Origin of the sequence: Microbacterium sp. NPDC058342 (genome assembly GCF_042723935.1) — a bacterium.
Lineage (GTDB): Bacteria > Actinomycetota > Actinomycetes > Actinomycetales > Microbacteriaceae > Microbacterium.
Map to the genome: position 1 here is coordinate 1,608,976 of NZ_JBHXID010000001.1, position 25,500 is coordinate 1,634,475.

Annotated in this window: 22 protein-coding genes and 1 tRNA gene; 2 read left to right on the forward strand and 21 right to left on the reverse strand. The window is 69.1% G+C overall.

Going from position 1 to position 25,500, the window contains the following annotated elements:
* Window positions 1-66: 66 nt before the first annotated feature.
* The 3 genes from ACFWHT_RS07455 to ACFWHT_RS07465 are packed head-to-tail and all read right to left on the reverse strand — an operon-like array spanning window position 67 to window position 2,473.
* Window positions 67-1,152 carry a DNA polymerase IV gene (locus tag ACFWHT_RS07455; protein ID WP_378826918.1) on the reverse strand — a complete coding sequence of 362 codons (1,086 nt, stop codon included), beginning with the start codon at window positions 1,150-1,152 and terminating at the stop codon, window positions 67-69.
* Between the two features lie 31 nt (window positions 1,153-1,183).
* Window positions 1,184-1,417: a ferredoxin gene (locus ACFWHT_RS07460; protein WP_378826921.1), complete on the reverse strand. Its 234-nt coding sequence runs from the start codon at window positions 1,415-1,417 to the stop codon at window positions 1,184-1,186.
* Window positions 1,418-1,429: 12 nt separating this feature from the next.
* The gene (locus ACFWHT_RS07465; RefSeq protein ID WP_378826923.1) at window positions 1,430-2,473 is read right to left on the reverse strand and encodes a fatty acid desaturase family protein; all 1,044 of its coding nucleotides are present in this window, start codon (window positions 2,471-2,473) and stop codon (window positions 1,430-1,432) included.
* Window positions 2,474-2,653: 180 nt separating this feature from the next.
* Between ACFWHT_RS07465 and ACFWHT_RS07470 the strand changes: the two genes are divergently transcribed.
* A complete protein-coding gene (locus ACFWHT_RS07470; protein ID WP_378826925.1) occupies window positions 2,654-3,982 on the forward strand; it encodes a nitrate/nitrite transporter in 1,329 nt (442 codons plus the stop codon).
* On the opposite strand, the gene ACFWHT_RS07475 is transcribed toward ACFWHT_RS07470, so the two are convergent.
* The 7 genes from ACFWHT_RS07475 to polA are packed head-to-tail and all read right to left on the reverse strand — an operon-like array spanning window position 3,876 to window position 11,808.
* A complete protein-coding gene (locus ACFWHT_RS07475) occupies window positions 3,876-4,430 on the reverse strand; it encodes an arginase family protein (protein WP_378826928.1) in 555 nt (184 codons plus the stop codon). The genes ACFWHT_RS07470 and ACFWHT_RS07475 overlap by 107 nt on opposite strands.
* Before the next feature lie 32 nt (window positions 4,431-4,462).
* A complete protein-coding gene (locus ACFWHT_RS07480; RefSeq protein WP_378826930.1) occupies window positions 4,463-4,627 on the reverse strand; it encodes a hypothetical protein in 165 nt (54 codons plus the stop codon).
* 5 nt (window positions 4,628-4,632) lie between these two features.
* Entirely contained in the window at window positions 4,633-5,286 is a 654-nt protein-coding gene (locus ACFWHT_RS07485; RefSeq protein WP_378826932.1) for a YitT family protein, read from the reverse strand.
* Window positions 5,283-6,038, reverse strand: a complete 756-nt coding sequence (locus ACFWHT_RS07490) for an SGNH/GDSL hydrolase family protein (RefSeq protein WP_378826934.1) — start codon at window positions 6,036-6,038, stop codon at window positions 5,283-5,285. Before ACFWHT_RS07490 ends, ACFWHT_RS07485 begins: the two co-directional genes overlap by 4 nt.
* Window positions 6,039-6,073: 35 nt before the next feature.
* Entirely contained in the window at window positions 6,074-7,423 is a 1,350-nt protein-coding gene (locus ACFWHT_RS07495) for an MFS transporter (RefSeq protein ID WP_378826936.1), read from the reverse strand.
* Window positions 7,424-7,461: 38 nt separating this feature from the next.
* Entirely contained in the window at window positions 7,462-9,135 is a 1,674-nt protein-coding gene (locus ACFWHT_RS07500; RefSeq protein ID WP_378826938.1) for a DUF885 domain-containing protein, read from the reverse strand.
* A 39-nt stretch (window positions 9,136-9,174) separates the two neighbouring features.
* Window positions 9,175-11,808, reverse strand: a complete 2,634-nt coding sequence (polA, locus tag ACFWHT_RS07505) for a DNA polymerase I (protein ID WP_378826940.1) — start codon at window positions 11,806-11,808, stop codon at window positions 9,175-9,177.
* A gap of 90 nt (window positions 11,809-11,898) precedes the next feature.
* Here polA and ACFWHT_RS07510 point away from each other — a divergent pair, with 90 nt between their 5' ends.
* Window positions 11,899-12,297, forward strand: a complete 399-nt coding sequence (locus ACFWHT_RS07510) for a hotdog fold thioesterase (RefSeq protein ID WP_378827945.1) — start codon at window positions 11,899-11,901, stop codon at window positions 12,295-12,297.
* A gap of 93 nt (window positions 12,298-12,390) precedes the next feature.
* On the opposite strand, the gene ACFWHT_RS07515 is transcribed toward ACFWHT_RS07510, so the two are convergent.
* From ACFWHT_RS07515 to ACFWHT_RS07565, 11 genes are all read right to left on the reverse strand, one after another.
* On the reverse strand, window positions 12,391-13,008 hold the full coding sequence (locus ACFWHT_RS07515; RefSeq protein ID WP_378826942.1) for an ANTAR domain-containing response regulator: 618 nt from the start codon (window positions 13,006-13,008) through the stop codon (window positions 12,391-12,393).
* Window positions 13,009-13,033: 25 nt separating this feature from the next.
* A tRNA-Leu gene (locus ACFWHT_RS07520) sits at window positions 13,034-13,116 on the reverse strand.
* Window positions 13,117-13,179: 63 nt separating this feature from the next.
* Complete coding sequence (gene pyk, locus ACFWHT_RS07525; protein ID WP_378826944.1) at window positions 13,180-14,628, reverse strand: pyruvate kinase; 1,449 nt, start codon at window positions 14,626-14,628, stop codon at window positions 13,180-13,182.
* A gap of 55 nt (window positions 14,629-14,683) precedes the next feature.
* The gene (locus ACFWHT_RS07530; protein ID WP_378826947.1) at window positions 14,684-16,150 is read right to left on the reverse strand and encodes a glutamate synthase subunit beta; all 1,467 of its coding nucleotides are present in this window, start codon (window positions 16,148-16,150) and stop codon (window positions 14,684-14,686) included.
* A complete protein-coding gene (gltB, locus tag ACFWHT_RS07535; protein ID WP_378827947.1) occupies window positions 16,143-20,663 on the reverse strand; it encodes a glutamate synthase large subunit in 4,521 nt (1,506 codons plus the stop codon). The genes ACFWHT_RS07530 and gltB overlap by 8 nt, the downstream gene beginning before the upstream one ends.
* A gap of 151 nt (window positions 20,664-20,814) precedes the next feature.
* Window positions 20,815-21,813: a prolipoprotein diacylglyceryl transferase gene (gene lgt, locus ACFWHT_RS07540; RefSeq protein ID WP_378826949.1), complete on the reverse strand. Its 999-nt coding sequence runs from the start codon at window positions 21,811-21,813 to the stop codon at window positions 20,815-20,817.
* Window positions 21,814-21,823: 10 nt separating this feature from the next.
* Entirely contained in the window at window positions 21,824-22,627 is an 804-nt protein-coding gene (trpA, locus tag ACFWHT_RS07545) for a tryptophan synthase subunit alpha (protein ID WP_378826951.1), read from the reverse strand.
* Window positions 22,624-23,832: a tryptophan synthase subunit beta gene (gene trpB / locus ACFWHT_RS07550; RefSeq protein ID WP_378826953.1), complete on the reverse strand. Its 1,209-nt coding sequence runs from the start codon at window positions 23,830-23,832 to the stop codon at window positions 22,624-22,626. Before trpB ends, trpA begins: the two co-directional genes overlap by 4 nt.
* On the reverse strand, window positions 23,829-24,641 hold the full coding sequence (gene trpC, locus ACFWHT_RS07555; protein WP_378826955.1) for an indole-3-glycerol phosphate synthase TrpC: 813 nt from the start codon (window positions 24,639-24,641) through the stop codon (window positions 23,829-23,831). Before trpC ends, trpB begins: the two co-directional genes overlap by 4 nt.
* A complete protein-coding gene (locus tag ACFWHT_RS07560) occupies window positions 24,641-24,871 on the reverse strand; it encodes an HGxxPAAW family protein (protein WP_378826957.1) in 231 nt (76 codons plus the stop codon). The genes trpC and ACFWHT_RS07560 overlap by 1 nt, the downstream gene beginning before the upstream one ends.
* 34 nt (window positions 24,872-24,905) lie before the next feature.
* Window positions 24,906-25,499 carry a Trp biosynthesis-associated membrane protein gene (locus ACFWHT_RS07565; protein WP_378826959.1) on the reverse strand — a complete coding sequence of 198 codons (594 nt, stop codon included), beginning with the start codon at window positions 25,497-25,499 and terminating at the stop codon, window positions 24,906-24,908.
* Between the last annotated feature and the right edge of the window lies 1 nt (window position 25,500).

A 25,500-nucleotide genomic window follows, 5' to 3' on the forward strand; every position in this document is an offset into this window, starting at 1 on the left:
TCCGCCGCGATCCGGAAGCCGTTCGTCAGTGGCGCACGGCGATCAGCGACGAGTCTAGACACCGTGTCAGATCCTTCCGCGCACCGGCGTGCGCTTGATCGGGTCGCCGGTTTCCGGCATGGTCATCTCCGCACGCACGCCCAGAAGCCGCACCTCGCGATCCTGGTTGAGCGATCCGGCCAGTTCCAGTGCCGTGACGACGACCTCGTCGCCACGGGTGGTCGGCGCCGCAAGCCTGCGTGAGATCGTCCGGGTGTCGAAGGGCGCGTACCGCACTTTGAGGTGCACGCGGATCACGGGGCGCCCCTCTGCTGCGCATTCCGCGAAGGCCTGTTCGGCCAGCTCGCGCACTGACCGCTCGACCTGTGCCTGACTTGTGAGGTTCTGCTGGAACGTCGTCTCACGACTGTGGCTGCGCGCCACCCAGGGCGTGTCGTCGACGGCTGCAGGGCCCCTTCCTGAGCCGAGGCCGTGGTACCAGACGCCCATCTTCGGGCCGAACTCCGCGACCAACGCGCCTTCATCGGCTTCGGCCAGCTCTTGCACGGTGCTGATGCCGTGCGCCGCGAGGCGCTTCTCGACGCGCGGCCCCACACCCCAGAGAGCTCGAGTTCCCCGTTCGCCCATCACCTCGAACCAGTTCTGCTCGGTGAGTCGGAACACTCCCCCGGGCTTACCGAACTCGGTGGCGATCTTCGCCCGCACCTTGTTGTCTCCGATGCCGACCGAGCAGTGCAGCGACGTCGAGTCCAGCACCGCGCGCTGCGCTTCGTACGCGAGCGACTCGGGATCATCGGTGGAGGCGCCGAGGAAGCATTCATCCCAGCCGATGGCCTCCAGCACGACGCCCGGGATCGCCCTCAGCGTCTGCATCACCTGTGCCGACGCCGTCTCGTAGGCGGCGTGATCGACAGGCAGGAACACCGCATCGTCGGGTGCCTTCCGTGCGGCGATCTTCATGGGCATCCCCGATCCGATCCCGAATGCGCGCGCCTCGTAGGAAGCGGTGGCCACCACGGCTCGCTCACTCGGGTCGCCGCTGCCGCCCACGATGACCGCTCTGCCAGCCAGTTCGGGGCGGCGCCGCACCTCCATTGCGGCGATGAACTGGTCCATGTCGACGTGAAGCACCCAGGGCACCGGAGGACTCATCCCTCGAGTCTGCGCCACGACGCGACTGCTGTCACGGAAGGGCGTCGTGGGCGGGTTCATCCACGTCGTCGTTCTCGATGTGGATGGTCGCCGAGGGGCACAGCCGCGCCGCTTCGCGCGCCGCGGCCCATTCCGACTCCGGCGGGTGCTCGTCGAGGACACTGACGAAGCCGCCGTTCTCGTCGAGGTTCGCGAAGACCCGCGGTGCAGTGTGGCTGCAGTTGCCCGAAGCGATGCAGGTCGTCGGGTTCGTCGTCACGTTCATGCGCAGCTCCCCTCAGCCCCGGTACTGCCGTACCAGCGGGCAGGTGTACGGATCGCGGTTCTTCAGACCCACCTGATTGAGATAGGCGATGATCGTGCGGAACGCCTCGGGGAGCGAAGTCTCGGTGTACGGGATCCCGTTCTCCGCGCAGTGCCGCCGCACGACCTTCTGCAGCGCCGGCAGGTTCGGTCGAGCTGCGCGCGGGAACAGGTGGTGCTCGACCTGATACTCGAGGCCGCCCATGAAGAAGTGCACGAACGCTCCGCCGCGGACGTTGCGAGACATGTGGATCTGCCTTCGCAGGAAATCGATCTCCGCGTCACGCGGCACGGTCGGCATCCCGATGTGATTGGGTGAGAAGGCCCCGCCGAGGAGGAACCCGAAGACGGCGACCTGCACCACGAAGAACGCGACCGCCATCCCCGGTGGCAGCACGATGAACAGCAGCGTCAGGTACCCCACGAAGTGGACGCCGACGAAGAGGATCTCCGTCCATCGGTGTGCGAGTCTCTTCCTGGAGAGGATGCGCCTGATGGAGTCGACGTGCAACGATGCGCCTTCGAAGAGCAGCACCGGCAGAAAGTAATAGCCCTGGTACTCCCCCGCCTTCGCTGCGAGGCCGGAGCGTCGGTCAGTGCCCTCCGGCGTGAACGAGACGACTCCGGCGTCAGCATCGGGATCGACGCCGTCCTTATTGGGATTCGCATGATGACGGCCGTGCTTGTCGACCCACCAGCCGAAGCTGAGCCCGGTGAACAGTCCGGCGATGACCCGTGCCGTCCACTCGTTCCACCGTGCTGACGCGAAGACCTGCTGATGGGCGGCCTCATGGCCGAGGAAGCCGAGCTGGGCGAACGCCAGGCCCAGCAGGGCTGCCAGAACGAGCTGCCACCACGTCGGTCCCAACAGCACGACTGCGAGGAGGATGGCCGCGACAGCGAGCATCCAGAACAGGATCATCGTCCAGTAGTAGCCGTACCGGCGCTTCAGCAGTCCTGCCTCGTTCACCTCGGCGGACAGGGCGTGGAAGGCCTCGACGTACCGCTCCCCGATCATCTCCGCCTCCAGTTCGCCTCGACGTCCGTCCTCGTCAGCCTGATCTGTCCCATCTTCACCTCGGTCCTCCCTTCCGACGCGATGATCACGCCCAGGGGCGGATCCCCGCCACAACCTTGACACTCGCCTGACGATTCGGTAACCGAGGTAGCCGCCACTGCGCCCACTAGTCTGGTTCGGGTGACCGCCGCTCCCCTCCCCCGCACCACCCCCGGATGGCGCGCCTGGCTGATCTGGTCGGTGGCCGTCGCCGCCTACGTGCTCGCGATCACCAATCGCAGCTCGCTGAGCGCGGTGGGCGTCGACACGGCCGAGCGCTTCCACGCGGATGCGGCGACCCTCTCACTGTTCGCGGTCGTGCAGCTCGCCGTGTACGGCGGCATGCAGATCCCGATCGGGGTGCTGCTGGACCGGTACGGCTCCCGGCCGATCATGGTCGTGGGGATGCTGCTGATGGCGCTCGGTCAGTTCGTCATGGCGGTCTCGCCGAGCATCGGCGTCGCGATCGTCGCTCGCGTGCTGCTGGGCGCCGGGGACGCTGCGATCTTCCCCGCCGTACTGCGTCTGGTCGCCACGTGGTTTCCCGCCCAGCGGGGGCCGCTGATGGTGCAGATGACCGGTATCGCCGGACAATCCGGACAGCTGGTCGCTCTGCTGCCACTGGCGGCGATGCTGCACTCGACGTCGTGGACGATCACCTTCGGCAGCATTGCCGGACTCGGCATCCTCTTCGCGGTGCTCGTGTGGGCGATCGTGCGCAATCGACCCCCGGAGCGCGCGGTCGACGTCACCGTGAACACGGAGACGGGGGTGGTGCGGGTCGTGACCTCGTCGATCGACACCGGGGTGGGGATCCGCGCCGCCTGGGCGCACCCGGGCACCCGCCTGGCGTTCTGGTCGCACTTCAGCACGCCGTTCGCGGGCACTGCGTTCCTTCTCCTGTGGGGCATGCCCTACCTGACCGCGGGTGAGGGGCTGACCGCGGCCGGGGCCGCGGGACTGCTCTCGCTGAACGTCGTCGTCGCGATGGCCCTGGGGCCGATCCTCGGGGAGCTGTCCCGGCGCATCCCGACCCGTCGCTCCCTCGCCCTCGTCGTGCCCAGCGTGGGTGTGCAGGTGCTCGCCTGGGCAACCGTGCTCCTGTGGCCGGGACCGGCACCGGCATGGCTGCTGGTGGGCCTCATCGTCGCGCTGGGCGCCGGCGGTCCGGCATCGATGATCGCCTTCGATCACGCCCGCACGCACAACCCGGTCCACCGGCTCAGCACGGCCACCGGCGTCACGAACTCGGGCGGCTTCCTCGCCGCTCTCACAGCGATCTTCCTGATCGGGCTCACCCTCGATCTGCAGGGAGCCGGGACACCTGCGACGTACTCGCTGGAGGCCTTCCGGCTCGCCTTCCTCACGCAGGTGCCGCTGTGGGCCATCGGCACGACGATGATCGTCGTCGAGCGCAAACGCACCCGCATCCGGATGGGACTCGATCCGGAGCGCAGGCGCCACCGCTGACGCTCAGCGCTCTCGGCGGGGCCCTGCTCAGAGCCGGAGCGCCTGGAAGGAGCACCATCCCGCCGAGATATCCCGACCCCGTCGTCTGCGGTGTGTTGAAATCGCCATGGGCATCGATCCACAGCACGACAGCTTCGGGAAAGCGCTCGGCGACGGTGGGCAGCGTCCCGATGCTCGCGCCACAGGTGTTCGTCGCGAGCACCGGCAGCCGCCCGGCGTCCAGGGACAGGCGCAGTGCGTCGCGGAGCTGTGTGAGCGTCTCGGATGCTGCGGGCAGGCTCACCGACCAGTCGTCCGTGGTCGAGGCCGACGGAGTGCCGATGATGCGGGGCTCGACCGCGAGAAGCGCCGCCAGGCCCGTCCCCGCCTTCAGGGCGCCCGGGAGCGCGCCGTCGGTGCGGTCGCCGACGCGGCCCTGCGAGATGATGACGTCGATGTGCTGCGACATTCCGCTGCTCCCCTGCTTTCTGTCCGCGTATCTCATCGCCGCGGAGTCCATCCCAGCGGCCGCGGGCCTCCCCCGCGCCGCACCGATGCCCGAACGCTCCAGGCGTCGGCGTCGAAGCCGCCGCCCCGGAAGACCCGATCGTCGTCGTGCAGCGTCACGGCTCCTCCGGGCATCCGGCGCATCTCGGACATCTCCATGCGCGTCATCCCTCCGCGCGGTCCGCGGGGATCTCTGCACCGGTGGCGTGAACGCGGGCGGGCAGCGAGACGTCGAAGATCCTCATGAAGAACTGGCACATCGGCCCCACCAGGAGCGCGAAGGCCACCGTGCCCACGCCGACGTCTCCGCCCAGCAGCCAGCCGATCACCACGACCGTGACCTCGAGGGCCGTGCGCACCATCCATATCGGCCGTCCGAGCACACGGTGCAGCCCCGTCATCAACCCGTCGCGCGGGCCGGGCCCGAAGTGGGCGCCGATGTACAGGCCTGTCGCGGCGGCCAGCACCGTGAGACCGATGATGAAGAGCAGCACCCGGATCCACAGGACGTCGGTCTGAGGGATCACCAGGAAGCCGAAGTCGGCGGACGGGCCGACGAGCAGGGCGTTCAGGATCGTGCCGATTCCCGGCCGTTGACGCAACGGGATCCAGATGAGCAGCACGATGGCGCTCACGAGGATCGTGATAATGCCGAAGCTCAGCGGAAGATGCCGGGAGATGCCCTGCGTGAGCACATCCCAGGGTGCGGCGCCGATCATCCCGCGGATCATGAAGGCGATGCCGATCCCGTACAGGAACAGGCCGACGAGCAGCTGGACGACGCGACGAGGCAGTCGGCGTCCCGAACGCGATGTCAACGTGGATCCCGGTCGACCCAGGAAGCGTACTTCGCCCGGCGACCGTCGCCCGACGAGGTTCCCGTCAGACGGCGCTGCACCCAGGGCCCGACGAACTGCCGGTAGTAGGCGAGACCGCGGGGTCCCGCCGGCGGATGCGCTGTCGGCGACCACCATTCCCGCGGCGGCTCGTAGCCGAGGGCGTGCAGCACGCGCGCGGCGACACGATGGTGCCCGTGCGCGTTCATGTGCAGGCGGTCCTCGGACCAGTACTGCGGCCGCGAGAGCTCGGCATCCGGCCAGTTCAGTGCGCGCACGACGTCGGGCCGCTCCTGGATGCGCCGGATCACCGCTGCAGACAGCTCGTCGCCCCGACGTTGCACCATGCGCCCCATCGGCAGCCGCGCGCTGGGATTGGCGCCGGAGAGGACGATCAGCTGCACGCCCTCCTCGTCACAGCGGCGCAGCACACGCGAGAACGCGTCGGCGAGGTGCTCGATGTCGGCGTTCGGGCGCAGCATGTCGTTCCCGCCGCCGTTGAACGACAGGTGCGTGGGCCTCAGCGCCAGCGCCGGCTCCAGCTGCTGCTCGACGATCGGCCATGCGAGCTTGCCTCGGATCGCGAGGTTCGCGTACTGCACGCGCTGCCCTGCCGCATCCGCCCACCCCTGCGCGGCGATGTCGGCCCAGCCCCGCACGGTGCCGTCGGGCAGCTCGTCGCCGACGCCCTCCGTGAAGGAGTCTCCAATCGCCACGAAACGCACAGCAGCCATCCGTCCAGCCTAGGGGTGACCGGCGGCGCGACGAATCAGCGATCGTCGAGCGTCGCCCCGCGGCGGTCGACGAGGCCCCACGTCACGACGGCTGCCACGACGAAGAAGGCCGAGAACACGATGAAGACCAGCGGAGCGCCACCCTGCGCGAGCAGGACCGGCACCGCGACGGGCGCGATGATCGACGCGATCCTGCCCACGCCGGCCGCCCATCCGGCTCCCGTCGCGCGCAGCGAGGTCGGATAGATCTCCGGTGTGATGGCGTAGAGGGCACCCCAGGCGCCGAGATTGAAGAAGGACAGCGCCATGCCCGCAGCGATGATCGTGAACTCGGTGTCGGCGAGCCCGAAGAACACAGCGGAGACAGCGGATCCCGCGAGGAACACCGAGAGCGTCACCCGTCTTCCCCAGACCTCGATCAGCCATGCGGCCACCGCGTATCCGGGCAGCTGCGCGAGGGTGATCAACAGGGTGAATCCGAAGGACTTCACCAGGTCGTATCCCGCGGCGAAGAGGATGCTCGGAATCCAGATGAAGGCGCCGTAATAGGCGAAGTTCACGCAGAACCAGACCAGCCAGATGCTCACGGTGCGCAGCCGGAACTCCGAAGACCAGAGCATCCCGATCCGCCGGGACGCGGTGACCGCCAGCGTCTCGGGCACCGGCCGCGCGCCCGACGGCCGGCGCCGCAGATCCGCATCCGTCTCCATCGCCGACACGACCCGCTCGGCCTGCGCCATCCTGCCGCGGGATGCCAGCCACCGGGGCGACTCGGGCAGCGCCCAGCGCACGACCAGGGCGTAGACGGCGGGCACGGCACCGAGGGCGAAGGCCCAGCGCCAGCCGTTCTCGGAGGCCGGGATCACGAAGTAGCCGATCAGGGCGGATGCCGTCCACCCGACCGCCCAGAAGGCCTCGAGGATGACGATCAGCCGGCCCCGGATGGCGGCCGGGGCGAACTCGCTGACATAGGTGGATGCCACGGGCAGCTCGGCGCCGAGCCCGAGCCCGACGAAGAAGCGCAGCACCAGAAGCATCGAGACCCCGCCCACGAGGGCGCTCGCGCCGGTTGCGACGCCGTACACGAGCAGGGTGATCGCGAACACCTGCCGGCGTCCGAGGCGGTCGGCGAGCAGCCCGCCGACACTGGCACCGATCGCCATGCCGATGAAGCCCACCGAGGCGATCCACCCGGTCTCCGCCGGAGTCAGGGACCACTGCTGGGCCAGGACGGCGATGATGAAGGAGATGAGCCCGACGTCCATGGCGTCCAGAGCCCAACCGGCACCCGACCCGGTCAGGATGCGCAGATGCGATCGGGTGAAGGGCAGCGCATCGAGTCGAGCGGCGATCGTCGAGCGGCTCGTCAGCGAGGGTCCGGACATCCTCTCATCGTAGGGTGCGCACGGCCTTGCACGCGCGCTCAGTCGACGAGCACCGAGCGGAGCGTGTCGAGACCGACTCCTCCCAGGTCGAGCGCGCGCTTGTGGAACTCCTTGAACGAGAACGCCTCGCCCTCCCGCTCGCGCACCGTGTCGCGCACCTGCTCCCAGATCCGCTGACCGACCTTGTACGAGGGGGCCTGTCCGGGCCAGCCGAGGTAACGGTTCACCTCGAACTGACGGAACTCATCGGGCATGTTCACGTTGCGGCGCATCAGCTCGAGCGCGTAGTCGTGATCCCAGACGCCATCGCCGTCCAGGCGCGGTTTGCCCAGGTGCACGCCGATGTCGAGCACCACGCGCAGCGCGCGCATCCGCTGACCGTCGAGCATGCCGAGACGGTCCGCCGGGTCGTCGAGGTATCCGAGCTGCTCCATGAGGCGCTCCGCGTACAGCGCCCAGCCCTCGGCGTGCCCGGAGGTTCCGGCGAGGACGCGCCGCCAGGTGTTCAGCTCCGCCCGGTTGTACGTCGCCTGCGCGATCTGGAGATGGTGGCCGGGGACGCCCTCGTGATACACGGTCGTGAGCTCGCGCCAGGTGTCGAACTCGGTCACGCCCTCGGGCACGGACCACCACATGCGCCCCGGGCGGGAGAAGTCGTCGGTGGGGCCCGTGTAGTAGATCCCGCCCTCCTGCGTCGGCGCGATCATGCACTCCAGCTCACGGATCTGCTCCGGGATGTCGAAGTGGCTCGCGCCGAGGTCGGCGATCGCGCGGTCGCTGGTCTCCTGCATCCAGCGCTGCAGCGCCTCCGTGCCGTGCAGCTTGCGCGAAGGATCCGCCTCGAGATGCGCGACGGCCTCTTCGACCGTGGCACCCGGAAGGATCTCGTCGGCGATCGCGCTCTGCTCGGCGATCATGCGCTCGAGCTCGTCGCGACCCCATTCGTATGTCTCGTCGAGGTCGATCGTCGCACCGAGGAATCGTCGTGAGTTCAGCGCGTACAGCTCGCGCCCGACGGCGTCCTGCTCGGATGCGGTGGGTGCGAGCTCTCCGGTCAGGAAGTCGCGCAGCTCGTCGTAGGCGACGCGCGCCGCGCCCGTGTGGTCGGCGAGCTCACGGGCCAGCGAGGCGGGCAGCTGACCCTCCGCCGGTGCCGCATCCGCGACGAACGAGGCGAAGAATCCATCGTCGGCGCTGTAGCGTGCGATCTGCGCGGCGACCTCGGTCACCTGCCGGCGCGCGGGCACCACGCCGTGGCGGATGCCCTCGCGCAGCGTCTCGGTGTATCCCTTCAGCGCCGCAGGCAGTCCGGCGAGCCGTTCGGCGATGACCGCCCAGTCGTCGGCAGCGGCCGTCGGCATGAGATCGAATGCCTGCCGGAAGTCCTGCGGGGCCGACGCGATCACGTTCAGATCCCTCAGGTGCCACTGCGCATCGTGCAGTTCGACCTGCAGCCGCAGCTCGGCCGAGAGATCGGTCTTGGTCACCCGGTCGATCTCATCCACCGGCTCCAGGGAGTCCAGTTCGGCGAGGCTTGCACGAGCGGCCGCCACCGATCGCTCATGACCTTCGGGGCTGAGATCGTCCAGTCGGCCGTTCGCCTCGTTGCGCCCGATGTAGGTCGCGAGGATCGGCGAGAGGTCGACCAGGGTGTCCACCCATCGTTCGGCGACCTGATCGATCGCGGACGGGATGCGCGCTTCAGCAGTCATGGGGACGAGCCTAACCGGGCATCCGCACGGCGGGGAACGCTAGTGCGCGGCCTCGTTCCAGTCCCGGCCGCGGCCCACCTGCACGTCCAGCGGAACCGACAGCGCAGCAGCGCCCGCCATCCGCGCGCGCACAACCGCCTCGACGGCGTCCCACTCCCCCGACGCGACTTCCACCACGAGCTCGTCGTGGATCTGCAGCAGCACGCGCGACGACAGGCCCTGCACGGTGAGATCGTCGTGGATCCGGAACAGTGCGATCTTCATGATGTCGGCGGCGCTGCCCTGGATGGGGGCGTTGAGGGCGGCGCGTTCCGCGTTCTCGCGCAGCACCCGGTTGGGGCTCGCCAGGTCGGGGAACGGGCGCCGTCGACCGAAGATGGTCTCGGTGTAGCCGTCGTCCTTCGCCTTGAGCACCGAGGCGCGCAGGTAGTCGCGCACGGCGCCGAAGCGGGCGAAGTACTCCAGCATCAGCTGCTTCGCCTCGGACTGCTCGATGCGGAGCTGCTTGGACAGGCCGAAGGCGCTGAGTCCGTATACCAGGCCGTACGACATGGCCTTCACCTTCGTGCGCATCGCCGAGGTGACCTCCTCGGGCGTGACTCCGAACACCCGAGCACCCACGAAACGATGCAGGTCCTCGCCGGAGTTGAAGGCCTCGATCAGTCCCGCGTCGCCGGACAGATGAGCCATGATGCGCATCTCGATCTGCGAGTAGTCGGCCGTGAGCAGGGTCTCGTACCCGTCGCCGACCTCGAAGGCCGCACGAATGCGACGCGATTCCTCGGTGCGCACCGGGATGTTCTGCAGGTTCGGATCCGTGCTGGAGAGCCGTCCGGTCTGGCTGCCGGTCTGCACGTAGGTCGTGTGGACGCGCCGGTCGTCGCGGATCGCGGTGTCGAGCGATTCGATGATCTGGCGCAGCTTGGTCGCCTCGCGATGCTGCGAGAGCTGCTCGAGGAACGGATGCGGGTTCTTCTCCTGGATGTCGGCCAGCGAGGCGGCGTCCGTGGAGTACCCGGTCTTCGTCTTGCGCGTCTTCGGAAGCTGCAGCTCCTCGAACAGCACCTCCTGCAGCTGCTTGGGCGAACCGAGGTTCACTTCCCGCCCGATGGTCGCGTACGCATCCTGCGCGATCGCGTCGGCGCGAGCGCCCAGCTCGGCCGAGAATCCGGAGAGCGCCGTGTGCGAGACGGCGACGCCGGCGAGCTCCATGTCGGAGAGGGTCATCAGCGTCGGCAGTTCGATGTCGGTGAGCACGGCGACGACGCTGTCGGGCATCGCCGCGCGCAGTGCGACCGAGGTGCGCAGCGTGAACCACGCCTCCTGCGCGGGCGTCGCCCCCTCGTTCTCGGGAACCAGCTGGCTCGGATCCGCTTCCGGGAGCTTCTCGTCGAGGTAGCGTTCGACCAGATTGCCCAGGGTCTTGTCGGGAAAGCTCGGCCGCATCAGCCAGCCGGCCAGCAGGGTGTCGTCCGCCAGTCCTCTCAGCCGGATGCCCGCGCGCAGCAGCGCCTTCACCTGGGGCTTGGCGTCGTGCATCGCCTTCGGGGCGTCGGATTCCAGCCAGTGCCGCAGCGCCGCGGCGATCGGCTCGGACCAGCCGGCCTCGTGCAGCTCGGCCTCGCTCGCGAGTCCCACGCGCACAGGGATGCCGGCGGCCGAAACGACGTTCAATCCCACGGGTGCCGACTGCGCGGTGAGCCAGGCGGCGATGGTCGCGGCATCCGATTCCGCGGGCACCGGCATGTCCACCGCGGCTTCCGGCTGATGCGCCTCCTCTTCGGCCCCCGCGGCCTCGAACACCCGCGGCAGCAGGGTGCGGAACTCCAGCCGTGCGAAGATGTCCCGCACCGCCTGCGCGTCGATCGGTGCGACCGCGAGGTCGTCGGGTCCGACAGGAAGCTCGACGTCGTCGAGCAGCTTGTTCAGCTTGCGATTGCGGCGCACGTCCTCGATGTGCTCGCGCAGGTTTCCGCCGACGACGCCCTTGATCTCGCCCGCGCGTTCGAGGAGCTCGTCGAGGCTGCCGAACTGGGTCAGCCACTTGACGGCGGTCTTCTCCCCCACCTTCGGCACGCCGGGAAGGTTGTCGCTCGTCTCGCCGACCAGGGCGGCGATGTCCGGGTACTGCTCCGGCCGCACACCGTAACGCTCCTGCACCGCTGCCGGGTCGTAGCGCTTCAGCTGCGAGACGCCCTGCACCGACGGATACAGCAGGGTCACCTCGTCGTTCACGAGCTGGATCGAATCGCGGTCGCCCGAGACGACCAGGACGTCATAGCCCTTCTCGGATCCCTGGCGGGCAAGCGTGGCCAGGATGTCATCGGCCTCGATGCCCTCCTTGGTGAGCACGCGGATCGACATGGCCGCCAGACAGTCCTGAAGCAGCGGGATCTGTCCGCGGAACTCCTGCGGAGTCTCGGAGCGGGTCGCCTTGTACTCCGGATACTCGTCCGTCCGGAACGAATGCCGCGACGTGTCGAAGGCGATCGCCATGTGCGTCGGCTTCTCGGCCTTGATGAGGTTGACCAGCATCGAGAGGAAACCGTAGATGGCGTTCGTGTGCTGGTTGTCCCGGGTCGTGAAGTTGTCGACCGGGAGGGCGAAGAACGCCCGGTAGGCGAGCGAGTGGCCGTCGACGACCATGAGGGTAGGCTTTGCGGAGTCCGTCACCCTGCAAGCCTAACGAGGGCGGCGGACAGCCGTGGAGGAGGACAGGTGACGGATCAGGCTGAGACGACGGATCGCGCTCGCACAGCGGGCATGGACTGGGCCGCGCGCCGCGGCATGGGGGCGCTCGCGGAGAAGATGGGCATCGAGTTCACCGAGTTCGCCATCGAGCGCAGCGTCGCGACGATGCCCGTCGACGGCAACACCCAGCCCGTCGGTCTGCTGCACGGCGGTGCCTACGTGGTGCTGGGCGAGTCTCTCGGATCGATGGCGGCCAACCTGCACGCGGGTCCGGGGCGGCTGGCCGTCGGGGTCGACATCAACGCCACCCACACCCGCTCCGCCACCTCCGGCCTCGTGACCGGCGTGTGCACGCCCGTGCACCTCGGACGCAGCATGACCGTGCACGAGATCGTCGTTTCCGACGATCAGGGGCGCCGCTGCTCCACCATCCGGATCACGAACATGATCCGCGATCTGCCACAGGGCTGAGCCGGATGCGCGCGACCGCGCGCACGGGCGGGACGACAGCGGCTCCGTCGCTCCTCTGGAGCGGCCGGAGCCGGATGTCGTGCGGAAAGCCGGTCAGGACTTCTTGGGCGCGAGCTGCTCGATGATCGCCTTCGCCACGTCCTGCATGGTCAGGCGGCGGTCCATCGACGCCTTCTGGATCCAGCGGAACGCCTCGGGCTCGCTCAGACCCATCTTCTCGTTGAGCAGGCCCTTCGCCCTGTCGACGAGCTTGCGGGTCTCGAAGCGCTCGACCATGTCGGCGACCTCGGCTTCGAGCGTGATGATCTGCTCGTGACGGGCCAGCGCGATCTCGATGGCGGGAAGCAGGTCGTCCGGGGTGAAGGGCTTGACGACATAGGCCAGCGCACCGGCCTCGCTCGCGCGCTCGACGAGCTCCTTCTGGCTGAACGCCGTCAGCAGCACGACCGGGGCGATATTCGCCTTGTGAAGCTTCTCGGCGGCGCTGATGCCGTCCAGCTGGGGCATCTTCACGTCCATCACGACCAGGTCGGGGCGCAGCTCGGTGGCCAGCTGAACAGCGGTCTCGCCGTCGCCCGCCTCGCCGACGACGTCGAAGCCGTTGTCACGGAGGATCTCGACGATGTCGAGGCGGATCAGCGATTCGTCCTCGGCGACGACGACGCGTCGCGGGGCGGAGGCCGTGGGCTGCTCAGGCTGTTCTTCAGTCACGGTTAGATCCTATCTGTTCACCTTGTGCCGGCGGTGGGACTCGAACCCACACGCCCTTGCGGACAGAGCATTTTGAGTGCTCCGCGTCTGCCATTCCGCCACGCCGGCCCGGATCGACTTTAGCGCACGTGCAAGGGCGGGCCCGCAGGCCCGCCCTTGCACGGTGAGAGCTCAGACGCCGGTCTTGTAGACGGGTGCTGCTCCGCCGACCGCATCCCCGACCTTGTGGACGCGGATGTCGTTGGTGGAGCCGATGATCCCGGGAGGGGAACCCGAGATCACCACGACCCTGTCGCCTTCCTGCGCGAGCCCCTGGCCGAGCAGGTACTCGTCGACCTGGTGGTACATCGCGTCGGTGTGCTGCACCATGTCGACCAGTGTCGAGCGGATGCCCCAGGTCAGCGACATGCGGCGGCGGATGCCCGGCTCGGGCGTGAAGGCGAGCATCGGGATGCGCGAGCGCAGCCGCGACAGGCGGCGCGCCGAGTCGCCCGACTGCGTGAAGACGCACAGGAACTTCGCCTCCACGAACTCGGCCACCTCGAGCGCTGCGAGCGTGATCGCACCGCCCTGGGTGCGCGGCTTGGTGGTGAGCGGCGAGATCCGCTCCAACCCGTGCTCCTCGGTGGACTCGATGATCCGCGCCATGGTCTCCACGACCACGACGGGATAGTCACCCACGCTCGTCTCCCCCGACAGCATCACGGCATCGGCCCCGTCGAGCACGGCGTTGGCGACGTCCGAGGTCTCCGCGCGGGTGGGCACCGGGCTGGAGATCATCGACTCCAGCATCTGGGTGGCGACGATCACGGGCTTGGCGTTGCGCCGTGCGAGCTCGACGGCGCGCTTCTGCACGATCGGGACCGCCTCGAGCGGAAGCTCGACACCCAGATCACCGCGGGCGACCATGATGCCGTCGAACGCGTCCACGATCTCCTCGAGGGCGTCGACGGCCTGCGGCTTCTCCACCTTGGCGATGACGGGGATGCGCACCCCCTCCTCCGCCATGATCTCGTGCACGCGCTCCACGTCCGCGGCGTTGCGCACGAACGACAGGGCGATGATGTCCGCGCCGGTGCGCAGACCCCAACGCAGGTCGTCCTCGTCCTTCTCGCTGAGGGCCGGCACGTTCACGGCGACACCGGGGAGGTTGATGCCCTTGTTGTTGGACACCGCGCCGGCCACCACAACGCGCGTGGTGACGACGGTGCCGTCGGTGTCGACGACCTCCACACGCACCTTGCCGTCGTCGATCAGCAGGAAGTCGCCCGGCTTGACGTCCTGTGGCAGCCCCTTGAAGGTGGTGCCGCAGATCTCACGATTTCCGAGGATGTCCTCGATCGTGATCTTGAAGATGTCGCCCACGGCGAGGTCGTACGGCCCGTCTTCGAACCGGCCGAGCCGGATCTTCGGCCCCTGCAGATCCACCAGCACCGCGACCGCACGACCGGAGTCCTCGGCGGCGCGGCGCACGTTCGCGTAGTTCGTCTCATGCACCGAGTAGTCGCCGTGGCTGAGGTTCAGACGGGCGACGTCGACGCCCGCATCGATCAGGGCTCGCACCGTCTCATAGGTCGATGTTGCTGGCCCGAGGGTGGCCACGATTTTCGCGCGTCTCAACGGCTTCTCCAGGGTAAGAGGTGGAAGGGGAGGTGGCGAGGATGCCGCGCTCAGCCTACGCGGGCAGGACGCTGAGTGCGACATCCGTTGCGCTCACGGGCGCCGGCAGCACCGTGGCGCCCATCAGATCGTGATCGATCGCGGATGCCGCCGCGCGGCCCTCCGCGATGGCCCAGACGATCAGCGACTGCCCGCGTCCGGCGTCGCCCGCGACATACACGCCCGGCTCCGAGGACGCATAGCGAGCACTGCGCCGGAACACGCCGCGGTCGGTGACGGCCGGGGCCTCCGCGTCGCCGAGCAGCTCGTTCTCGGGCCCGGTGAAGCCCATCGCGATGAGCACCAGATCCGCCGGGATCTCACGCTCCGTGCCGCTCTGCGGCACCCGGCGACCGTCGACGAAGGCCGTTTCGGCGACGCGCACGGCTCGCAGCGCACCGGAGTCATCCGCGAGGAACTCCACGGTGGACGCGAGATAGCTGCGCTCACCGCCCTCCTCGTGTGCGGACTGCACCTCGAACAGCGTCGGCTGGGTGGGCCACGGCTGGTGCTCGGCGCGTTCGGTGCCGGGACGGCGTCCGATGGCGAGGTTGGTCACGCTGCGGGCGCCCTGCCGGTGCGCCGTGCCGATGCAGTCGGCTCCGGTGTCGCCGCCGCCGATCACGACGACGTGCTTGCCGGACGCCGTGATCTGATCGGCTACCCGGTCGCCCGCGACGGCATGGTTGGACTGCACGAGGTAGTCCATGGCGAAGTGCACACCGGGCAGGTCGCGGCCGGGGATCGGCAGGTCGCGCGGCACTGTGGCTCCCGTGGCCAGGAGAACCGCGTCGTACCGGGCGCGCAGGTCGCTCCAGGTGATGTCCGTGCCGATCTCCACCCCAGCACGGAACCGCGTGCCCTCGTCCTCCATCTGGCGTAGGCGCGCGTCCAGGTGGCGCTTCTCCATCTTGAAGTCGGGGATGCCGTAGCGCAGCAGTCCGCCGATGCGGTCGTCCCGCTCGAACACGACGACCGTGTGCCCCGCTCGCGTGAGCTGCTGGGCGGCAGCGAGGCCGGCGGGCCCCGAGCCGACCACGGCGACGGTCTTGCCCGTCAGCCGCTCCGCCGGGCGCGGCTCGACCCAGCCCTTCTCCATCGCCTCGTCGATGATCGAGACCTCGATCTGCTTGATCGTCACGGCGGGCTGGTTGATCCCCAGCACGCAGGCGCTCTCGCACGGAGCGGGGCAGAGGCGGCCGGTGAACTCCGGGAAGTTGTTGGTCGAGTGCAGCCGGTCGATGGCCGCGCGGCCCTCATCCCGCCACGTGAGATCGTTCCACTCCGGGATGAGGTTCCCCAGCGGGCAGCCGGAATGGCAGAACGGCACCCCGCAGTCCATGCAACGGCTCGCCTGGCGGCGCAGCACGGTGCGGTCCCCCGGCTCGTAGACCTCTTTCCAGTCCATGATCCGCACGGGGACCGGCCGGCGGGCGGGGAGCTCGCGCTCGGTCGTCTTCAGGAAGCCCTTCGGGTCAGCCACCGGTCACCTCCAGGATCCGGGTCCAGATACTCTCGCCGTCGGGATCCTCCCCGGCGGTCTCCGCCTGACGGCGGATGTCCTGCACCGCGGCGTAGTCGCGCGGCAGCACCTTGACGAAAGTGACGCGCAGGGAGTCCTGGTCGCCGAGCAGCTCGGCCGCCAGCGGCGATCCGGTCCGCTCCAGGTGCTCCGTCAGCAGGTGACGCAGCGCTTCCAGGTCCTGCTCGTCGAGGGCGCCCAGGCTCAGCTCTCCGGTCGAGAGCGCGTCGGCGTTGACCTGCGCCTCGCGCAGGCCCTTCACGTACGCGACGCCGCCCGACATCCCCGCTCCGAGGTTGCGGCCGGTCTCACCGAGGATCACGGCCATGCCGCCCGTCATGTACTCCAGGGCGTGGTCGCCGACTCCCTCGACGACCGCGGTCGCACCGGAGTTGCGCACGAGGAACCTCTCCCCCACCACCCCGGAGATGAACATCGTGCCGCCCGTGGCTCCGTAGCCGATCACGTTGCCCGCGATGACGTTGCGGTGCGGCTCGAACGCGGCATCGCGCGAGGGCCGGATCACGATGTCGCCTCCGGACAGGCCCTTGCCGACGTAATCGTTGGCATCGCCCTCCAGACGCAGGGTGATCCCGGCGGGCAGGAAGGCGCCGAGTGACTGCCCGGCGGTTCCGCGCAGAGTGACGTCGATCGTCTCCCTCGGCAGCCCGGCAGCGCCGTACTTGGCCGTGACGTGATGGCCGAGCATGGTGCCGACGGCGCGTTCGGTGTTGCGGATCGGCAGATCGATCCGCACCGGATCGCCGTCGTCCAGCGCATCGCCGGAGAGCGCGATGAGGGTCGTGTCGAAGTGCTTGTGCAGCTCGTGGTCCTGCGGCCGTGCGCTCTTGCGCGGCTCTCCCGCCGGGAACAGCGGGCCGTCCAGGATCGGCGTCAGATCCAGCCCCTCGGTCTTCCAGTGCCGCACCGCGGCGTCTGTGCGCAGGAGCTCGCTGCGACCGATGATCTCGTCCAGGGAGCGGTAGCCCAGCGCGGCGAGGATCTCGCGCACCTCTTCGGCGATGAACTCCATGAAGTTCACGACGAACTCCGGCTTGCCGGTGAAGCGCTGCCGCAGCAGCGGGTTCTGCGTCGCGACGCCCACGGGGCAGGTGTCGAGGTGGCACACGCGCATCATGATGCAGCCGCTCACCACGAGAGGGGCGGTCGCGAAGCCGAACTCCTCGGCGCCGAGCAGCGCGCCGATGATCACGTCGCGGCCGGTCTTGAGCTGACCGTCCACCTGCACCACGACGCGGTCGCGCATGCCGTTGAGCATGAGCGTCTGCTGCGTCTCGGCGAGGCCCAGCTCCCACGGCGTGCCGGCGTGCTTCAGCGAGTTGAGGGGGCTCGCCCCCGTGCCGCCGTCGTGGCCGGAGACGAGCACGACATCGCTGAGCGCCTTCGCAACACCCGCGGCGACGGCTCCGATCCCCGACTGGCTGACCAGCTTGGTGTGGATGCGCGCCGTTGGGTTCGCACGCTTGAGATCGAAGATCAGCTGCTTGAGATCCTCGATCGAGTAGATGTCGTGGTGCGGCGGCGGCGAGATCAGGCCCACTCCGGGTGTCGCGTGCCGGGTGCGGGCGACCCACGGGTACACCTTCTGCGGGGGCAGCTGACCCCCCTCCCCGGGCTTGGCGCCCTGCGCGAGCTTGATCTGCAGGTCGTCGGCCTCCGTGAGGTACTGGCTCGTGACGCCGAAGCGACCGGACGCGACCTGCTTGATGGCGCTGCGGCGCTCGGGGTCGACCAGGCGATCCGGGTCCTCCCCGCCCTCGCCCGTGTTCGACTTGGCGCCGAGCCGGTTCATGGCGATCGCCAGGGTCTCGTGCGCCTCCTTCGAGATGGAGCCGTAGCTCATCGCGCCGGTCGAGAAGCGCTTGACGATGGCGCTGACGGGCTCGACCTCGTCCAGCGGCACCGCGGGGCGCTCTCCCACGCGCAGCTCGAACAGGCCGCGCAGGGTCTTGAGATCCCGGGCCTGGTCGTCGACCAGTGCGGTGTACTCGCGGAAGATGTCGTAGCGGCGGGTGCGCGTGGCATGCTGCAGGCGGAACACCGTGTCGGGGTTGAACAGGTGCGGTGATCCGTCGCGGCGCCACTGGTACTCTCCGCCGGTCCAGAGCCGTTCGTGCGCCCGGGCGGCGCCGTCCTCCGGGTAGGCGAAGTCGTGCCGCGCCTGATTCTCGGCGAAGAGGTCCTCGATGCCGATGCCGCCGAGCTTGGTCTCGGTTCCGGTGAAGTAGGCGTCGACGAGCTCCTGGCTCAGGCCGATCGCCTCGAAGACCTGAGCGCCCGCGTAGGACGACACCGTGGAGATGCCCATCTTCGACATGATCTTCAGCACGCCCTTGCCGAGGGCTCGGATCAGGTTGCGCACGGCCTTCTCGGGAGAGAGCCCGGTGATGTAGCCGGTGCGCACGAGGTGCTCCACGGTCTCCATCGCGAGGTACGGGTTGACCGCCGAGGCGCCATAGCCGATCAGGGTCGCGACATGGTGGACTTCCCGCACGTCGCCCGCTTCGACGATGAGGCCCACCTTCATGCGGTCCTCGCGGCGGATCAGGTGGTGATGCACGGCCGCCACCATGAGCAGCGAGGGGATGGGGACGAGGTCCTTGTTGGAATCGCGATCCGAGAGGATCAGCAGCTCGGCGCCGCGTTCGATGGCCGCGTCGACTTCGGCGCACATCTCGGTGAGCCGCTCCTGCAGCGTGTGCGGGCCGGCGTCGAAGTGATAGAGCCCCCGGATGGTGGCACTGGAGCGCCCGGGCAGCGCCTTCTCGATGTGACGGATCTTCGCCAGTTCATCGTTGTCGATCACCGGGAAGTCCAGGCTCACGGTCCTGGCGTGATCCGGCCCCCAGGAGAGCAGGTTGCGCTCCGGCCCCAGCCCCAGGCGCAGGCTCGTGACGACCTCTTCGCGGATGGCATCCAGCGGCGGATTGGTCACCTGTGCGAACTGCTGGACGAAGTAGTCGAAGATCAGCCGCGGGCGATCGCTGAGCACCGCGATCGGCGTGTCGCTGCCCATGGCGCCCAGCGGCTCCGCGCCGTTCTGGCCCATCGGGGTCAGCAGGATGCGCACCTCTTCCTCGGTGTACCCGAAGGTGCGCTGGCGGCGGGTTATCGACGCCTCGGGATGCACGATGTGCTCCCGCTCCGGGAGGTCCTCCAGGCGCACGGCGCCCTGGTCGAGCCACTGCTGCCACGGGTGCATCGCAGCGAGATCGTGCTTGATCTCCTCGTCCTCGACGATGCGGCCCTGTGCGGTGTCGACGAGGAACATCCGCCCCGGCTGAAGACGGCCGCGCCGCTTGATCCGCCCGGGCTCGAACTCGAGCACTCCGGTCTCGCTGCCGATCACGACGAGTCCGTCGGTGGTCTCCGTCCAACGCCCCGGCCGCAGGCCGTTGCGGTCGAGGGTCGCGCCGACCTGGGTGCCGTCGGTGAAGATCAGCGCGGCGGGGCCATCCCACGGCTCCATCTGGTTCGCGTGATACTCGTAGAACGCCCGCAGGTCGGGGTCCAGCTCGGCCTGCTTCTCCCAGGCCGCGGGCACCATCATCATCACGGCGTGCGGCAGGCTGCGGCCGGTGAGGGTGAGCAGTTCGAGCACCTCGTCGAAGGAGGCGGAGTCGCTTGCGCCCTCGGTGCAGATCGGCAGAAGCGGCGCCATGTCGCCGAGCAGCTCGGACTCGAGCTGGGACTGCCGCGCGCGCATCCAGTTGCGGTTGCCGCCGACGGTGTTGATCTCGCCGTTGTGCGCGAGCATGCGCAGCGGCTGTGCGAGCGGCCAGGACGGGAACGTGTTCGTGGAGTAGCGCGAGTGCACGACGGCGAGCTCGGAGGCGAAACGCTCGTCCTGAAGGTCGGGGTAGAACGGCTCGAGCTGCAGCGTGGTGACCATGCCCTTGTAACCGAGCGTGCGGGCGGACAGCGAGACGAAGTACGCACCGAGCTCGTGCCCCGCGCGCTTGCGCAGCCGGTAGGCGATGCGGTCGAGGGCGAGGCCGGAGGGGGCGCCCGCGCCGATGGCGCCGGGGCGTGAGACGAACAGCTGCTCGAACGCGGGTCGTGCCTCGTCGGCGAGCTTGCCGAGGTTCTCGTTCGCGGTCGGAACCACGCGCCAGCCGAGTACAGCGAGCCCCTCTTCAGCGGCGATGCGCTCGATGCCGGCCTTCTGCTCGCGGCGTGCGCTCGACTCCCGGGGGAGGAACGCGAGGCCCGCGGCGTACTCGCCGAGAGGGGGAAGATCGAAATCAGTGACCGAACGGAGGAACGCATCCGGCATCTGGGTCAGGATGCCGGCGCCATCGCCGGTGCCGGCGTCAGAGCCGATCGCACCGCGGTGTTCCAGGTTGCGCAGCGCCTCGAGCGCCAGCGCGATGATGTCATGGCCGGGTTCCCCGCGGAGTGTCGCGACCATGGCCAGGCCGCAGGCATCCTTCTCGTGGGCGGGGTTGTACATCCCCTGCTTCGGGGGGTAGGCGCCGGAGGCGCCGTAGGGAGGCTGGAAGTACACCAGTCACCGTCCTCAATGTCGGGATTGAAACCGGGGACAGCGCTGGCCCGCTCGTTCAGTGTGAAGGGTCGCGGGGTGGCTCGGGTGGCGCCCCGCTCTAGGAAGCCGTGCTTGTGGCGGGGGCTTCTGCGTCGATCTCGTCGGCCGGAGGCTCGCTCAGGTCGACGTAGTCGTTCGAATCGTCCTGCGATTGTACAACGGCGTCCGCACGCTCTCGGCCCACCATGTAGGGCGACGGCTCGACCCCGGTGTGACGACGCGTCTGGACGATGAGGATGACGATGCCGACGATCACGCCGATGATCGCCGCCCACACGTTGCTGCGCAGTCCGAGGATCACCTCGCTCGGATCGATGCGGATCGACTCCCAGACGATGCGTCCTGCGCCGTACCAGATCAGATAGATGGCGAACAGCTTGCCCCACTGCAGGCGCATTGTGCGGCCGAGCCACAGCAGGACGAGGACTCCCAGACCGTTCCAGACCACCTCGTAGAGGAACGTCGGGTGGAAGAGCGTGCCCTCGGGAAGTCCGGGAGGGAAGGCGGGGTTGCTGGACTCGATCTCCAGGCCCCACGGCAGGTCGGTCGGCAGACCGAACAGTTCGTGGTTGAACCAGTTGCCGAAGCGTCCCATGGCCTGCGCCAGCAGGAGACCGGGCGCGAGGGCGTCGGCGAACGTCCAGAACCGGATGCCCGTCCACCGGCATCCGAGCCAGGCGCCCACTGCACCACCGAGAAGCGCACCGAAGATGGCGATGCCGCCCTCCCAGATCGCCCACACGGAGCCCGGCTCGAAGGGGTTCCAGGTGTTGCGGCCCGGGCCGAAGTAGAAGTTCGGGTGCGTGAGCACGTGGAAGATGCGAGCGCCGATGATCGCGAGCGGCACCGCGAGGATCGCGATGTCGATGACGACCCACTTCTCCGCGCCGCGCCTGGTCAGACGGTGGTTCGTGATGAAGGTGGCGGCGATGATCCCCGCGATGATGCACAGCGCGTAGTAGCGGATCGGGACGGTGCCGATGTCGAAGCCGTTGGACGGAGGGCTCGGGATGCTGGTGAGCACGCTCGTGAAGGTGCTGTGAAGCGCGGAGGACATGAGAGAGAGTCTAGTTTCCTGTCACGAATCGAGCCGACGGCGTTCCGGCGGCGAGTGCACGAGTGGTTGCGGCGAGGGCGTCGAGGCCGCCGTCGCGCAGCGCCTTGACGAGGGCGGTGCCGACGATCGCGCCGTCGGCGTACTCCACGACACCGGCTATCTGCTCGGCGTTCGAGATGCCGATGCCAACGCACGCGGATCCCGCACCGCGTGCCCGCATCCGCTCCACGAGGGTGCGGGCGGCGCGGTCCAGCGCGGCCCTCTCCCCCGTGATCCCCATGGTGGACACGGTGTACACGAAACCGGTGGACGAGGAGATGACGAGGTCGAGGCGCTCATCCGTGGAGGTGGGGGCGGCGAGGAAGACCCGGTCGAGTCCCGTGCGCCGGCTCGCGGCGATCCACTCCCCCGCCGCTTCGGGCGTGATGTCCGGGGTGATGAGCCCGGCGCCGCCCGCGGCGAGCAGATCGTCGGCATAGCGGTCGATGCCGTACTGCATCACAGGGTTCCAGTACGTCATCACGACGACCGGGACGTCGGTCTGGGAGGAGATCGCCTGCACGGCCGTGAACAGATCCCGCGTGCGGTAGCCGTTCGCGAGCGCCTGCTGGGTCGCCTGCTGGATGACCTCGCCGTCCATCACGGGATCCGAGTAGGGCGGGCCGATCTCGATCACGTCCACGCCGTTGCGCGCCAGCGTCAGCGCCGCGTCGATGCTGGTCTGCAGGTCGGGGTAGCCGACGGGAAGATACCCGACGAACGCGCCCCGGCCCTCGGCATGCGCCCGGCGGATGGCATCCTCGACACGGCTCACGGCGCGTCCTCCTCGTCGTACAGCTCGAAGTAGCGCGCCGCCGTGTCCATGTCCTTGTCGCCGCGTCCCGAAAGGCACACGGCGATGACGCCTTCGGGGCCGAGCTCCCGTCCGATCCGCAGTGCTCCGGCCAGTGCGTGCGCCGACTCGATGGCAGGGATGATGCCCTCTGTGCGGCTGAGGAGGCGAAGCGCCTGCATCGCCTCGTCATCCGTGGCGGGGATGTACGCGGCGCGGCCGATGTCGGAGAGCCAGGCATGCTCGGGTCCAACACCGGGGTAGTCGAGTCCGGCGGAGATCGAGTGCGACTCGACCGTCTGCCCGTCCTCGTCCTGCAGGACGTACGTCTTGGCCCCGTGCAGCACGCCGGGCCGGCCGCGCTCGATGGAGGCCGCATGGCGCGGCGTGTCCACACCGTCGCCCGCCGCTTCGACACCGTAGAGCTTCACGGTCTCGTCGTCCAGGAAGGCGTCGAACATGCCGATGGCGTTCGAGCCGCCTCCGACGCACGCGATCACGGCATCCGGAAGCCGCCCGGCCTCGCCGAGCAGCTGCTCACGAGCCTCCTCGCCGATGATCTTCTGGAAGTCGCGCACCATCGCCGGGAACGGATGGGGACCTGCGGCGGTCCCGAAGATGTAGTTGGTCGTCTCGACCGTGGCGACCCAGTCGCGGTACGCGTCGTTGATGGCATCCTTGAGCGTGCGGGAGCCGGTCTTGACCGCGACGACCTCTGCGCCGAGCAGGCGCATGCGTGCGACGTTCAGCGCCTGACGCTCGGTGTCGACCTCGCCCATGTAGATCGTGCACTCGAGGCCGAACAGCGCCGCCGCCGTCGCGGTCGCGACGCCGTGCTGGCCCGCCCCGGTCTCGGCGATGACCCGGGTCTTGCCCAGGCGTCTGGTGAGCAGCGCCTGCCCGAGGACGTTGTTGATCTTGTGGGAGCCGGTGTGGTTGAGATCCTCCCGCTTGAGGAACACGCGTGCGCCTCCCGCGTGCTCCGCGAACCGCGGGACCTCCGTGATCGGCGACGGCCGCCCCGCATAGGAGTGCAGGAGAGTCGCGAGCTCCGCGCGGAACGCGGGATCGGCGATCGCGTCCTCGTAAGCGGCGGTGAGCTCGTCGATCGCGGCGATCAGCGATTCCGGCATGTACCTGCCGCCGAACTCGCCGAAGGACGGGCCGTGCTGGTCGCGCAGACTCACGTGTCGATCTCCTTCCGACCGCGCACCGGCTGGTCGCCGGCCGCCAGGAACGCGTGCAGAGTGGCGACCGGGTCGCCGGTGACGAGCGCCTCGCCGATGAGGACGACGTCGGCGCCGGCTTCGCGGTAGCTCGTGACGTCGTCGGGCTTCAGCACCGCGGACTCGGCGATCCTGATCGCCGAGTCCGGAATGCGATCGGAAAGGCGCGCAAAGAGGTCGCGGTCCAGCTCGAGGGTCTGGAGGTTGCGGGCGTTGACGCCGATCAGCTCGGCTCCGAGGTCGATGGCGATCTCGAGCTCCTCGGCGGAATGGGTCTCGACGAGCGGCGTCATCCCGAGTTCGCGGATCAGCGCGTAGAGCTCGCTCAGCACGGCGCGCGGCAGACCCGCGACGATGAGCAGCGCGAGGTCGGCGCCCGCGGCGCGCGCTTCGAGCACCTGGTAGGGCGTGGCGATGAAGTCCTTGCGCAGCACGGGCAGGTTCACACGCGCGGTGACCGCTTCCAGGTCGGCGAGGCTGCCTCCGAACCGGCGCTCCTCGGTCAGCACGCTGATCGCGGACGCGCCGCCCTGTTCGTACAGCGAGGCCTGGAGCGCGGGATCCGGGATGTCGGCGAGGGCGCCGCGCGACGGGCTCGCGCGCTTCACCTCGGCGATGATCCGGACGCAGTCCGACGGCGCCAGCGCGGCGATCGCATCCCGGGCGGCGGGGCGTGCCAGCGCAGCGCGCTCCACATCGGCCAGCGGCTTCGTGAGCGCGCGCCGCTCGGCATCCGCGACAGCGCCGGCCGTGAGGTCGGCGAGGACCATCAGTGACCCTTCGGTGCGTACTTCGGGCCCTTCACACCCCAGCCGGCCCGGGCGAGCACCCATCCCGCGATCGCGCCGACGACGACGATCACGGCGGAGATCCAGACGCCGACGGGCTGCTCGATGCAGAAGAAGACGGTGCCGACGGCGAAGCCGATGAGCATGATCACCACGGCGGTCCAGGCCGCAGGCGAGTGTCCGTGTCCGGGATCGGCGATCGGGTTGGTCATGTTCTCCTCCGGGAGGGTCGACGGTGTCTTCAGTCTATCGGGATGGTCCGGTGGGGTCCGTGCCGTGCGACAGGTCGTCCCAGGAGTCGACCGCGTCCAGCGGTCCGCCCTCCGAGCCGCGCGCGTCGCCGCCCTGCCGGTAGCGGCGTCCGCCCGCGCGCCAGCGGTGCGCGGTCGCGAGCGTGAACACGGATGCCGCAGCGAGTACGCCCCAGGTGATCAGTGCTGTGACGGGCCAGGCGGTGGGATCGAGCGCGGTGACGATCGACGCGAGCGTCCGATCGCCGCTGATGCCGGTCGCGTCGGTCAGGGCCGCCGCGACCGCGGAGATCGGCGGGGCGGTCACGACCGGCAGTGTGCTCGTGATCAGCACTCCCGCCGCGATGGCGCCGAGGGCCCCGATCACGTACCGCAGCACGCGACCGGCGATCGACAGCGCGGCGCCGAGCGCCAGCACCGCGAGCGAGAGCGGGGCGAGCAGCGACACGGCATCGGCACCGGCCACCAGCAGCGGGTCGCCCGCGTCCGTCATCGACACGGAGATCCACGTCTGGGTCGACGAGACGATGCCGATCGCACCGGCGAGCAGGAAGCCCAGGACCGCGATGACACGGGGACGGCGAAGCATC